The organism is Vibrio cholerae (assembly GCF_008369605.1).
GTDB classification, from domain to species: Bacteria; Pseudomonadota; Gammaproteobacteria; order Enterobacterales; family Vibrionaceae; genus Vibrio; species Vibrio cholerae.
The window spans coordinates 578,913-592,104 of the sequence record NZ_CP043556.1 but is presented as its reverse complement, the minus strand read 5'-3'; the positions used below and the strand labels follow the sequence as shown (position 1 = coordinate 592,104).

At 48.5% G+C, this 13,192-nt stretch carries 8 protein-coding genes; 6 read left to right on the top strand and 2 right to left on the bottom strand.

Annotated elements, in window-relative coordinates:
* Positions 1-283 precede the first annotated feature (283 nt).
* Together F0316_RS16770 and F0316_RS16765 are read right to left on the bottom strand one after the other, a co-directional pair.
* On the bottom strand, positions 284-2,101 hold the full coding sequence (locus F0316_RS16770; protein ID WP_001882860.1) for an SUMF1/EgtB/PvdO family nonheme iron enzyme: 1,818 nt from the start codon (positions 2,099-2,101) through the stop codon (positions 284-286).
* Positions 2,102-2,260: 159 nt separating this feature from the next.
* Entirely contained in the window at positions 2,261-3,367 is a 1,107-nt protein-coding gene (locus F0316_RS16765) for a PEGA domain-containing protein (protein ID WP_000596058.1), read from the bottom strand.
* 391 nt (positions 3,368-3,758) lie between these two features.
* Here F0316_RS16765 and F0316_RS16760 point away from each other — a divergent pair, with 391 nt between their 5' ends.
* The 6 genes from F0316_RS16760 to F0316_RS16735 all read left to right on the top strand — a co-directional run bounded on the left by F0316_RS16760 (position 3,759) and on the right by F0316_RS16735 (position 13,025).
* Positions 3,759-4,622 (top strand): AraC family transcriptional regulator, encoded by an 864-nt coding sequence (locus F0316_RS16760; protein ID WP_149560745.1) that lies wholly within the window; start codon positions 3,759-3,761, stop codon positions 4,620-4,622.
* Positions 4,623-4,959: 337 nt separating this feature from the next.
* Positions 4,960-8,079, top strand: coding sequence for a bifunctional proline dehydrogenase/L-glutamate gamma-semialdehyde dehydrogenase PutA (gene putA, locus F0316_RS16755; protein ID WP_149560744.1), 3,120 nt, complete (start codon positions 4,960-4,962; stop codon positions 8,077-8,079).
* A gap of 21 nt (positions 8,080-8,100) precedes the next feature.
* Entirely contained in the window at positions 8,101-8,799 is a 699-nt protein-coding gene (locus F0316_RS16750; RefSeq protein ID WP_149560743.1) for a 1-pyrroline-5-carboxylate dehydrogenase, read from the top strand.
* 72 nt (positions 8,800-8,871) lie between these two features.
* Positions 8,872-10,362 (top strand): sodium/proline symporter PutP, encoded by a 1,491-nt coding sequence (putP, locus tag F0316_RS16745; RefSeq protein ID WP_149560742.1) that lies wholly within the window; start codon positions 8,872-8,874, stop codon positions 10,360-10,362.
* 183 nt (positions 10,363-10,545) lie between these two features.
* Positions 10,546-10,767: a hypothetical protein gene (locus F0316_RS16740; RefSeq protein ID WP_001123610.1), complete on the top strand. Its 222-nt coding sequence runs from the start codon at positions 10,546-10,548 to the stop codon at positions 10,765-10,767.
* Between the two features lie 368 nt (positions 10,768-11,135).
* Positions 11,136-13,025: a methyl-accepting chemotaxis protein gene (locus F0316_RS16735; protein ID WP_032474545.1), complete on the top strand. Its 1,890-nt coding sequence runs from the start codon at positions 11,136-11,138 to the stop codon at positions 13,023-13,025.
* Positions 13,026-13,192: the final 167 nt, after the last annotated feature.

Below are 13,192 nucleotides of genomic sequence, written 5' to 3'. Positions count from 1 at the left end.
CAAGAGCAGGGTCGATTGTAAGCTTATCTTGCCTATTCGGGGACTGTTTGGATGAAAAAAAGCCAGCCTGAAGACGGGCTGGCATAAATACAAGAAACATATCTTGTCGACGTGTAGAAGAGGTTCCATGAATCCAGCGAGGGTCTGCTGAACACACAGAGGTATCATATTGATACCAAGCATCAGTCATGCAACTCATGCTCTGGTTTGTACTTTACCGAACGCGGTACAAATGAAAAAGGGGGGAAATCCCCCCCTTTATGCATAATTGTTTGAGTCAACATTACAGCTCGCGCAATACTCGGAAACCGACATAATTGGCCGCCGTTGTTGGGCCAACAAAAAGCTCGCTATAGGCTTTTGCCATTTCAGGCGAGAAGCTCCAAGCGCCACCTTTGGCTAAACCGCGTGAATCGCCAGTCCATTCCCAAACATTACCTACCATGTCGTAAAACCCTAAGGCGTTAGGAGCGAAGGCTTTGACTGGGGAGGTACTTTTGTTAGACCAAGAGGTTCCTGCCCATCCCGTGTTGGCTTTACCAGCACCAAATTTATTGCCCCACCAGTAATCGGTTTTGCTGCCTGCACGAGCGGCGATTTCCCACTCTTCTTCCGTGGGTAAACGGTACGTAAAGCCTGTTTCTTTAGAAAGCCAACGAGCATAAGCTTTGGCATCATTCTGGCTGACGCACACAACGGGTGAATCTTTACTCTGTTTGAAACCTGGGTTGCGCCAATCGCTATCGGATACTGGAGCAATTTCCGATTCATTCACCGAAATACAGAGATTTTTGAGTTCCGCATCAGTTTTGTATTTGGTTTGAGTGACGAAGTTTTCAAACTGGCTAACTGTTACGGGCGTTGAGCTGAGTGCGAAAGCATGATCAAGGTTATATTGTTTGGCGGCATTTTCGCCCAACAGATATTGCCCCGGTAGAATGGTGATCACCTCTGGTGCGCTGACTTTACTTTTTCCCGAATCGGCAAATTTTTGTCCGACACGTAAAGGGTTCGCCTTTTCATGCAAGTTAACCCGAATGGTCTGATCGGAGGTGATGTTGACTTCTTGCTCAAAAGTGCGGAAGCCCTCTTTTTCAATTTTTATCTGATGTTTACCAACAGGCAGCAATACTTCAACCGGAGTACTGCCATAATTGACACCACCAATGGTCACCCGATCGCCATGTTGATTGGAGCGGATGGCTAAGTTAATCCAAGCCACTTCTTGTTGTTGCTGCGACATATCACCTTGACCGGGCGCGAAACAGTACTGCGAGTCAATATTCAAGAGCTTACAAGGAGCGTTTTCCGCGGGACGAGCTTCAAGTTGAGCATTCACTATGCTTCTAAACCGCATGCCGTCATAGAAACCAGAATCGACCACTTCATGTTTTAGCAGATGAATATTGAGCGAGACATTACTCAATTGTCCTTTGATCGCGTTGGACTCACTGCTTTCATCGATAAGCCAAAGTTGGAATTGGCTGACCGCTTTCTGCAACGCTAAATCTGTGGTTTGTTTGCTACATTGTGCAAATGTCATGTCCGAACTACACACATTGGTGAAGCTGACTTTTTGTTCACCAGAACGTTGCAACTCCTCGCGCAGTCTATCCACGCGGGCGCGCATTTTGTCTTGTTGGAGTAGGGCAATACTCTGCTCTATGGTCTGCTGTTGCACCTGGTATTGTGCCAATACCGACTGCATCTCTTGCAGTTTTTGTTCAGCATCCAAACGTGCGACTTGGTTCTGTTTGACCTGAGCCCATGCGGCTTGATACGCGTTTTGTGATGGCTGGATGTCGAGATCCGGCTCATCAATCATTTTTTGATAATCACGCTCAAGGTTGGTTTTGGCTGTTTTTAGCGCCGCATCCAAAGCTTTCGCTTGCTGAGTCAAGCGATTCAGCTCGGCCTGTTGGTTATCGACGGCCACTTTTTGAAGTTTGGTTGCATCCGTGGCATTTTGCAGCTCGGTATGTTTGCCAAACAGCGCATCGTCAATGGCAAGAACAGAAGAGGTGACTTCTTCTGCTAGCACTGGTGCTGCCATTAAGCAAGGTGAAAGTGCTAATAATAAAGCGGGAATCCCTTGTCGCATGGTGGTCTACTTCAAGTTAGGAAATTAAGTCTAAGTTATGAGCATTCTAAACGAAAACGCCATTTTGTCAGAAGTCATCTTTCAATAACTTAGTGACAAAATGGCGTTTTATCGACAGGTTTGTGAATTCCGACAAGAAATCGTTGGATTTTTGTGCGGCTAGCTGTCTTTGTTTGGTCTGAGTTTTACCCACACCGTGTCATTGCCATTGACCGTAATCACACGATTGTAGGTTTCATAACCTTCTTTCGATACGGTGACTTGGTGTTTACCCGCTGGTAATACGAGTTCAACGGGAGTACTACCATAGTTGACGCCATTAATGGTCACAGAATCATTGTATTGATCAGAGCGTACTGTCACGTTCGCCCACTGTTTATCTTGTTTCTTAGGAGCCGCTTGTTCTGACTCACCCTTTAAACAGTAACGGGTTTCCACATTCAGCAGTTTACACGCCGCGACAGCTTCTGGTTTGGCTTGTAGCTGAGCTTGCATTTGGGTGAAGTATTCGTTGTTACCTTCAAAACCTGAGCGGATCATTTGGCTTTCTTGAACGTGAATATTGAACTCAACGCCTTTCAAGTTTTGCTTCGCGATCGCGGATTCCGTGACATCATTGATGAGATTTTCACGGAAAGTTTTCACCGCTTTCTGCTTCGTCAGGTATTGGCCCTGATTAGCACATTCACCCAGTGTCATGGTGGTTGAACAGGTCGTCTTGAAGGTAGTTTCTAACACGCTACTTTCACGCAGTTCCGCCGCTAAACGCTTAACGCGAGCCTCAATTTTGGCTTCTTCCAAATTGGTCAGCTCAGTATCCAAACGCGCTTGTCGCTGTTTGATTTGCGACAGACGCATTTCAATTTCAGTCACCGCTTGTTCGTTGTCGAGTTTTTGTGATTGATTCGACTTGAGCGCATTCCACGCCTCTTGGTAGCGTTTTTGAAAGGTGACTAGGTCGGTGTCTGGATCTTCAAGAAGGCGAGTATACTGTTTGTCCAACTCAGACTTAGCACGATTACGCTTAGCATCTAGCTCTTCGCCTTCACGTTTTAATCGACTCTGCTCATTTTTCAGTTGTTGCAGTTTACCGCTTTCCACCTCGTAGTCGGTGAGAATCGCGTTGATTTCATTTTGTTTGTTACTCAATTTCTCATCGATAGCCGCAACGGGGTCAGCCTGAGTGACCTCCTCTGCGTACACCGATGCAGATACCCATAAAGGGGATAGCGCAAGCAATAGCGCTGGGATGCGACGTTTAATCATAGGTCCCTGCAACATATTTATGTTTAGCCACATAAAGTGGGAAAGACAAACTTTTGACAGCTTTGTAGATAGCTGAATTATTAATGCAAATTTTATTCCGCTTAGTCAGAAATCATCACAAATCTGTGGACTAGGTGACTGATTTTTTGAACTTTAGATCTAAGCATTTTCATTTTGAGCAGATTCGAGAAATATGCAAGCTGAGTTTTCCGATCTACTTTAACGTTTTTTAAATTGAGTACACATTGACCGTAATTTATGTGCACTTGATCATTGTTCCGAGATGAGAATTGAACCCAATTGCAGCCAAGATCTTTTATTAATATGTGCGTAATTGGCTATCAAAGCCTCTAAATGGGAGTGATTTCGTTTTGAAGCAATTTGAGATACCATGTCCGCGCAAATCCCACCTGATGAGGTTGAAATGGCTCAATCGCATGCCCCAGAGGCTGGCAAGGCTTCTTCCATTGCCAAAGTTTTGTCGCCTAAACCGGCAGAACTGATCACTTTGCCTTCACATATGGCTTGCCATGATCATAGTTACACGCAAATTGTGATTGGCTTGAAAGGGCAGGCTGAATTTGAAGTGCGTGGTATGGGGAATATTGTCGGGCCCGGGCAGGGGTGTGTGGTGACATCCGGTTCGGATCATGCGTTTGGTGGTGTCGTGGGGCAATCGGATATTCTGGTGCTCAATATGCCAGTGCCGAGTGACGATGATCCGCTACTACTGCGCAAACTCAATGAACTCGCGGTCGGTGACGTTTATTTTCAACTCGATGGTCAGATCCAACGTTTAATTCAAATGCTGGTGCAGGAGATGCAAGCCAGTCCTGACGACTTGCTGCTTGGCCGAGCTTGTAACGATACGGTTGTTGCACTTTTGCAGCGCCACATCAGCGCGCTGGCCAGTGTCCATAAAGAGTCTCGCTTTGATATGGAAGTGGTGGATCGCTATATCGAGCAGCACTTAGCGCACCGAATTTCCGTTGCACAGTTAGCAGGAAGCGTGTTCTTAAGTGAAAGCCAATTTCATGTCTTGTTCAAAGAGCAAATGGGGTTGACCCCACATCAATATGTGTTGAACAAACGCGTCGATATGGCGAAGAAGTTGATTGAGCAAGGTCGACTTAATTTGGGTCAGATTGCAGAGCTGACGGGTTTTTCCAATCAAAGTACGTTCACGCATACTTTTTCTCGTTTGCATGGTATTTCACCTTCGCAATATAAGCGGCGCTTTTCTTCTTCGCTTTAATCTTGAGTGATCCTTGAATTCCTCGTTTATTGAGCTCGCGAAGACTCAATCCTCAATCCTTTTCTCTTGGTGACAAAACCCTAGTGACTACGCATCTGCCTGCTTATTGGTGTAGAGTTGCTCACTTTTTGTCGTTGTTGAGTTGCAACAATTGCAAAATAATTGGCGATGAAACTTGCTTGAATTGGTGTGATCTTGTTTTTGTTTTGTTAAAACTCAGAGTTATTGACAAAATACTAGGACTTTTTGACAAGTTTTCTTCTCACGCTCAAAATACACTGCCAGCCATTGCAGGAAACCTGACTCAATCTGTCAGGTATGAGATGAAGGAAACCACATGTTTACAGCAACCGATGTGTTGAACGCAGCGTTTATCGAGCAGCCGCTGGATAAACTATGGTCGCTGATCTCGCCACTGTATATGGTGGACGAATCCCAATGGCTGACCCAATTATTGCCTCTCGCAACGCCAAGCCATGCTGAAAAAGCAGCAATGGCGGAGAAAACCACGCGCTTAATTGAAGCGATCCGCAGCGATAAAAAAGCGGTGCAGATGATTGATGCACTGCTTTTGGAATACAGCTTGGATACCCAAGAAGGTATTTTGCTGATGTGTTTGGCGGAAGCGTTAATGCGTATTCCTGATGCAGAAACGGCTGACGCGTTTATTAAAGATCGCTTGGGTGTTGCGGATTGGAAATCCCACCTGAAAAATTCAGATTCTGTGTTCGTGAATGCTTCAACTTGGGGCTTGATGCTGACAGGTAAAGTGATTGGCCTAGCAGATGGAGATACCGCAAGCCCAGTGCAAGCGGTGAATCGCTTAGTGAATAAGCTGACTGAACCTGTGATCCGCAAAGCCATGCATCAAGCCATGAAGATCATGGGGCATCAATTTGTGCTTGGTCGCACCATTGAAGAAGCGCAGAAAAATGGTCGCCCAATGCGCGACAAAGGTTATACCTATTCGTTTGATATGTTGGGTGAAGCGGCGCTGACTTCTGCCGATGCGCACAAGTATTTCAAAGATTACTTGATGGCGATTGAAGCGGTAGGCCGCGATAAATATGGTCTGGAGACCAGCCCTGCGCCGTCGGTCTCGATCAAACTTTCGGCTTTGCATCCTCGCTACCAAGTGGCGAATGCCGATCGCGTGATGACCGAGCTGTACAGCACACTTATTCAACTGCTTGAGCGTGCGAAAGAGCTGGATGTGGCCATCACGATTGATGCCGAAGAAGCGGATCGTTTAGAGCTGTCACTGCATCTGTTTGAAAAGCTCTATCGCAGCGACACGCTGCGTGGTTGGGGCAAGTTTGGTTTGGTGGTTCAAGCCTACTCCAAACGTGCGTTGCCAGTACTGGTTTGGCTCACGGCACTCGCAAAAGAGCAGGGCGATCTCATTCCTGTGCGTTTAGTCAAAGGTGCGTATTGGGACAGCGAAATCAAGATGTCGCAGCAACGCGGTTTTACTGGCTATCCGGTTTATACGCGCAAAGAAGCGACCGATGTTTCTTATCTGGCATGTGCACGCTTCCTACTGAGTGAAAGTGTGCGCGGCAATCTGTTCCCACAATTTGCAAGCCATAACGCGCAAACCGTTACCGCGATTGCGGTGATGGCGCAGCACAAAGATTTTGAATTCCAGCGTTTGCATGGCATGGGGGATGCGCTTTATCACCATGCGAAAGCGGCTTATCAGCAGTCGGTACGGATTTATGCCCCCGTGGGCAGCCATAAAGATCTACTGCCCTATCTGGTGCGTCGATTATTAGAGAATGGCGCTAACAGCTCATTTGTCCATCGCTTGGTGGATTCTCGCTGCCCGATTGGTGCGTTGACTCAGCATCCAGTCGATATGCTGCTCGCGTTTGAAACCTTAAATAACCGTAAGATCCCATTGCCAACGGAAATTTTTGCAGAGCGCAAAAACTCATTGGGGATCAACATTGATATTGAGAGTGAAGCGAAGCCGTTTGAAGCTAAGATCCACGCTTGGTTAGATAAGAAGTGGCAAGCTGCACCGATCATTGGCGGACACTCTTATTACGAAAGCATGATCAAGGCTGATCACAATGCAGAGCCCGTCACTGCGCCTTACGATCGCCGTATTCAAGTCGGTCAGGTGTTTCACGCTAACCTTGATCATGTTTCCGCTGCGATCGACTCTGCTCAACAAGCTTTTGCAACTTGGAATGCGCTCGATGCTAAGGAGCGTTCGAGTAAATTGGATGCGCTGGCGGATCTGCTTGAACAGCATATGCCTGAGTTGGTGGCCTTGTGTCACCAAGAAGCGGGCAAAACCATTCACGACAGCATTGATGAAGTACGTGAAGCGGTCGATTTTTGCCGTTACTACGCCAAACAAGTCGATGTGCTGGGCGAGTTCAGTGTCGAAAGCTTTGATGGATCAACACGTCGTGTTAGCCGTCAAGGTCGTGGTGTATTTGTGTGTATCAGCCCGTGGAACTTCCCGCTGGCGATTTTCCTTGGCCAAATCAGTGCTGCCTTGGTGGCCGGAAATACCGTGATTGCCAAACCTGCCGAGCAAACCAGTTTGATCGCGTATCGCGCAGTTGAGCTGATGCAAGAAGCGGGTTTCCCTGCCGGAACTATCCAGCTTCTACCGGGGCGCGGTGCAGATATTGGTAGCGCACTCACTTCTCATCCTGCTATCGCTGGTGTGGCGTTTACTGGCTCGACCGCCACGGCGCAGCGCATTAACCAAACGTTAGCGCAACGTGAAGCGGCTCCGGTGCCATTTATTGCAGAAACTGGCGGTCAAAACGCCATGATTGTCGACAGTACTGCGCTGCCTGAGCAAGTGGTGCGTGATGTGCTGCGTTCCGCTTTTGCCTCTGCTGGCCAACGCTGTTCGGCACTGCGTGTGCTGTTTGTGCAGCAGGATATTGCCGATCGCGTGATCACTTTGATTCAGGGCGCGATGCAAGAGCTGAAAGTCGGTGTGCCACATCTGCATCAAACCGATGTCGGTCCAGTGATTGATGAAAAAGCCAAACAGAAACTGTTGGCGCACATTGAACACATGAGCCAAACCCAGAAGAAAATCGCTCAGCTTACTTTGAGTGAAGCTTGCCAACATGGCGACTTTGTTGCGCCAACCGCCTTTGAAATTGATGACATTGCCGCGCTGAGTGAAGAGCAGTTTGGCCCGATCTTGCACATTGTTCGGTTTAAAGCACGCGAATTGGCGCAGATCGTCGACAAAATCAACCAAACTGGTTTTGGTTTAACCATGGGCATTCATAGCCGTAACGAAACCACGTATCGCTGGATTGAAAAACATGCTCGAGTGGGCAACTGCTACATCAACCGCGATCAAGTCGGGGCTGTGGTGGGGGTACAACCGTTTGGCGGACAAGGTTTGTCAGGCACGGGGCCGAAAGCGGGCGGGCCTCACTATCTTTACCGCTTTACTCAAGTGCAATACCAATAACCCACAGCAAGGAGACGTATCATGGTGCATCAAGTAACCCGTTTTTCAGACGCTTTTTCTGCTTGGGAAAATTGGAATCTGACCGACTTTGACTCGAAATGTGAGTGTTTACTCGCGTTGAAATCTTTATTGGAAAACAGCATGCCCGGTGTGGCAAAAGTGATTTCCTACCATCTTCAACAGGCATCGACCTTGTTGGCGCATACGCACCAACTGATTGGGCCTACCGGAGAAACCAATGAGCTTTATACCGCAGGGCGTGGTGTTGCCCTGATCATCCAAGAGGATAACGGTATTCAAGCGAAACAAGCCGCAGTGGCTCAACTGACTGCTGCACTCGTAGCGGGGAACAGTGTCGTTTTTTGCAGTGACGATAAAGAGTTGAGTTCTGCGTTAGTGGCTGCTTACCAGCAGTCATCCCTTCCGGCAAATTTGTTGCAGTTTGCTTCTTTCGATGCGTATCACCAACTGATCGAATCAGATGTGAGATGCGTTGGATATGTCGGAACCCCGTCGGTTGAGGCCACGATCAACCGTCAGCTCGCGAAACGTACAGGCGCGATTGTCAGTCTCGTTTCAGAAACGGATCTGCTTACCTTGCCGGTGGCACATGATCCACATTTATCACTGCGCTTTATTACCGAGCGCACACGCACAATAAATATAACAGCAGTGGGTGGAAACGCGACGCTCTTGGAGCTAGGTGTGGATACTCATTAGTCCTTTCTGCGTTTGCCCCCTTTGGATAAGAGGGGGCATGAAAGGCGATCTTGAAAAAGAGGACAAAACACAATGGAAAATAGCTTCGCTATTACAACCACCTTTATCGTCTACCTCATTTTGATGTTGGCGATTGGGGTTTACGCTTATCAGCGAACGAAAAACTCAGCCGATTACTTTCTGGGTGGCCGTTCATTAGGGCCATGGCCTGCAGCACTCTCTGCTGGCGCATCCGACATGAGTGGCTGGTTACTGCTCGGTCTGCCGGGCTACGCGTATGCCGCCGGCATTGAATCATTCTGGTTGGCTGGCGGCTTGCTCGTCGGTACTTGGGCTAACTGGTTAGTGAATGCTAAGCGTCTGCGCACCTACAGCATCACCACGGACTCTCTGACTTTACCTGAGTTTTTGTCACGCCGTTTTAACGATAACTCAAAACTCATCCAGACCATTTCTGCGTTCTTTATTCTGCTGTTCTTCCTCTTCTATACCAGTTCGGGTTTGGTGGCAGGCGGTAAACTGTTTGAAACCGTATTCGGCTTGGATTACTCCACCGCGGTGATCATAGGTACGGTTTGTGTGGTGTCGTACACCCTGTTTGGTGGCTTCTTAGCGGTCTCTTGGACGGACTTGGTGCAAGGCTTGCTCATGGCAGCGGCACTGATGATCGTGCCGATTGCTGCAATGAATGGTGGCTTTACTCAGCTTAATCACGATTTGGCGGCGATTAACCCTGAACTGCTGACCTTGTGGAATGACGCGAAAGGCGAATCTCTGTCGGCGATTGCGATTATCTCGCTGGTGGCGTGGGGCTTGGGCTATTTTGGTCAGCCGCACATTCTGGCGCGTTTCAAAGCCTCACGTTCCAATAAAGATCTGACCACGGCGCGCCGTATCGCAGTAGTGTGGACTGGGCTTTCAATGGCTGGCGCGATTCTGGTCGGTTTAACGGGTCTGATTTTCGTTACTCAATCAGGCACGATTGGTCTGGATGATGGCGAAAAAATCTTCATGCTATTAGTGAACTCGCTGTTCCACCCAGTCATCGCCGGTATTTTGCTGGCCGCCATTTTGGCGGCAATCATGAGTACTGCGGATTCGCAGCTGCTGGTCTCTTCATCGGCACTCGCGGAAGATTTCTACAAGCAAGTGTTCAAAACCGATGCCAGCTCCGAAGACATTGTCCGCGTTGGTCGCATCGCGGTGATTTTGATCTCGCTGATTGCCCTGTTTTTGGCGATGACGCCAGATAGCTCAGTGCTGGGTTTGGTGTCCTACGCTTGGGCTGGCTTTGGTGCGGCGTTTGGTCCTGCACTGGTCTTGAGCCTGTACTGGCCGCGTATGAACCGTCATGGTGCGCTATCGGGGATCATTGTCGGTGGTGTGACGATTGTGGTTTGGAAACAACTGTCTGGCGGTTGGTTTGATGTGTACGAAATCGTACCGGGAATTATCCTTTCAACCCTGTCGATTGTTGTGGTCAGCCTGCTCACCGGTGAACCGGATGAGAAGGTAAAAGCGCAACACGCCACCTTCAAAAAGCAGTTGATTGAACTGGAATAAGTGCATTTTACTCTACGGAACAAGCCTCGCTTTGCGAGGCTTTCTTTTTGCTCTGTCTGGGCATTATTGAGTAATTTTCAAATATAGGTCACGAAATTTGCACAACAAATTATGTCTACGGAACCTATCGCTGCAAAATGCGTCAACTGTCAATAGTGACCAATCGGATAGGAGATCTCCGTCATGCCTAAAGCGTATTGTCGTAGTTGTGGTAAACACACCGCACACAAAATGGTGATGAAACGTGTGCAGTCACAACCTGAAGGCTGGCAAGGTTTCCAACAATTTCTCACCATGCTGATGCAAGGCCAACACTATTATCAGATGGAGCAACGCTATTTCTGCCGAGTCTGTAACCAGCAGAATGAGCGAGCGGCGCAGCGTGATTTATTCGCAAGCGCATGATTTCCGGGTCATGATTGGGCTCTCCTAAGACGAGCATGCGGCTGTGCAAATCGGTTTTAGCGTCACCTTTCACTCGCTGGCTGCCTACCGGCCACTTCAAATTGTATCGGCATATGGCATCTCAACCGCGGCATATTCATGATATTGGGAATGCATGGCAACGCTTTGTTTCTATTTTCTTTTAAGTCCAATGCTTACTGATGGGGCCAGCTAGTGGCTTTTGCGCACCATTATGGACAGAAGCTCACACTTTAGTCATTCCTTGTTATCACTCATTACGATTGTGGGAGTTTTCGCAAGGTAATTCCTCGTCATTTCGCTAACTTGCTCCCATATCAGTGCAATTTGATATGAATGGAGTATTGTTCATGAGATTGAGTTTAAAGAGAAAAATGGTTTTCTCTGTGGTCGTGGCGATTGCCGTGACGGCGGCGGCGTTAGTCGCCGCAGGGTATCAGACCTTTGAAAAAGACAGTTGGCGGGCGATTGAAAGTGAAAGTCGTAACACTTTACAAGCGCATGCCAAAGGGATTGGTGACTGGTTTTTAGGCAAGCAGCTCGCGCTTAAAGGACTACGTGAAGAAATTGAACGCAATCCGCAGTTAGAGTTAGTTCCTCATTTAAGACAGACACTGCAGTCTGGCTCTTTTGGATTGAGTTACTACGGTAATGAACAGGGCGAAATGTTCCGTCAAGATCCGTCACTCAATACCGCAGATTATGACCCTCGAGTCCGTGGTTGGTACAAAGAAGCAAAAGCAGCCGGCAAACCGATCACGACCGAACCTTACGTGAGTGTCACCATGCAAACCTTAGTCGTGACCTTGGCAGAGCCTGTTCGCTATCAAGGTCAATTGATTGGGGTGGCCGCCTCCAACCTTGCGTTAGATAAGCTGATTAAAGATGTGTTAGCGATTGAAGTGCCCGGAAAAGGTTACGCGATTCTGGTGAACCAAAAAGGCAAAATCGTTGCTCACCCAACTCAAGATTTGATCCTAAAACCGACAGAAGAGATGTCGGCTCAACTGACTATTTCTAAGCTCAATATCGCTGCCAAAGACCATACACCCTTTCAACTGAACATGGACGGGCGAGATAAGGTCTTGATGGCTGAGGAAGTGGCGAATACCGATTGGTTACTGGTCATGGTGATGGATAAAGGGGTTCTGGAGCAGCCACTGAATGACATGTTGATGGTGCAGATCGGGATTGGACTAGGTATCTTGCTTGTGATGGCACTGCTTACGTCTTGGTTTGTGGCTCGTCAGCTTAATGAGCTTGGTAATATCGCCAATGCTCTGGCAGATATCGCCGAAGGGGATGGCGATTTGACTCGTCGTTTGGATGTTCGTAGCCAAGATGAAGTCGGTTTGCTGGCGGATAAGTTCAACAAGTTCGTCGATCGCTTGCATCAAATGGTGAAAAATGTGCGTGAAGTGTCGGTGGCGCTGACTCAAGGGGCTGACCACGCGGCCGCCTCGGCCACTCAAGCCAGCAAACGCATTCGCACCCAACAAGATGAAATCACTATGGTCGCGACAGCGGTGACGGAAATGGCGTCGGCGACAGCTGAGATCGCCAGCAATGCCGAAAATACGGCGAAGAACGCCACTCAATCGGTGCAATTGGGCGAAGATGGCTTTGCGCAAATGCAACAAAGTAAACAGTCGATTGACCAGCTTGCCCAAGAGTTAACTGGCGCGGTGCGCATCATCAGCGAGCTTGAAGTGCATGCCAATGAAATTTCCACCATCTTGTCGACCATTCGTGGCATCGCTGAACAGACCAATTTGCTGGCATTGAACGCCGCGATTGAAGCGGCGCGTGCCGGAGAGCAAGGACGCGGTTTTGCGGTGGTTGCGGATGAAGTTCGTGTGCTGTCACAGCGCACCCACGCATCGACGGAAGAGATCCAGACTAAGATTGCTGGTTTGCAGAAAGTCACCACCACTGCGGTATCGGTAATGACCGAAAGCCATAAGTTGGTGGAAACCAGTGTCGCGGATGTCAACCAAACCGGAGCAAGCTTGCAAGCGATCAGTGAAGCGATTCAGCAGATCAGCGATATGGCGACGCAAATCGCTTCAGCGGCGGAAGAGCAATCGTTAGTGACGGCGGATATCAATGTGAATACTGAATCCGTACGTGAAGTGAGCGACCAGTTAGCCGAAGAAGCTCAGCAATCCGTGCAGCAGGCGAAATCACTGCATGCGATGGCACAAGAGCTGAACAAGGAGATTTCACGCTTTAAGCTATAAGCTACAGCGGTGCAACATCGCGAGATTTGGCTAAAACTGGGCGGACACGTTAGCCGCTTCAGTCGCAAGGAGAAAACCAAGGGCATCGTAAGATGCCCTTTTGCGTGAGGTACATCACGCCTTGCCGCACACTATTTCTGCCGATTGGGGGTTATCAGTATTGTATT

Coding starts and splice junctions, on each gene's coding strand:
- F0316_RS16770 (WP_001882860.1), bottom strand. CDS start 2,101: ATGCGACAAGGGATTCCCGCTTTATTATTAGCACTTTCACCTTGCTTA.
- F0316_RS16765 (WP_000596058.1), bottom strand. CDS start 3,367: ATGATTAAACGTCGCATCCCAGCGCTATTGCTTGCGCTATCCCCTTTA.
- F0316_RS16760 (WP_149560745.1), top strand. CDS start 3,759: ATGTCCGCGCAAATCCCACCTGATGAGGTTGAAATGGCTCAATCGCAT.
- putA (WP_149560744.1), top strand. CDS start 4,960: ATGTTTACAGCAACCGATGTGTTGAACGCAGCGTTTATCGAGCAGCCG.
- F0316_RS16750 (WP_149560743.1), top strand. CDS start 8,101: ATGGTGCATCAAGTAACCCGTTTTTCAGACGCTTTTTCTGCTTGGGAA.
- putP (WP_149560742.1), top strand. CDS start 8,872: ATGGAAAATAGCTTCGCTATTACAACCACCTTTATCGTCTACCTCATT.
- F0316_RS16740 (WP_001123610.1), top strand. CDS start 10,546: ATGCCTAAAGCGTATTGTCGTAGTTGTGGTAAACACACCGCACACAAA.
- F0316_RS16735 (WP_032474545.1), top strand. CDS start 11,136: ATGAGATTGAGTTTAAAGAGAAAAATGGTTTTCTCTGTGGTCGTGGCG.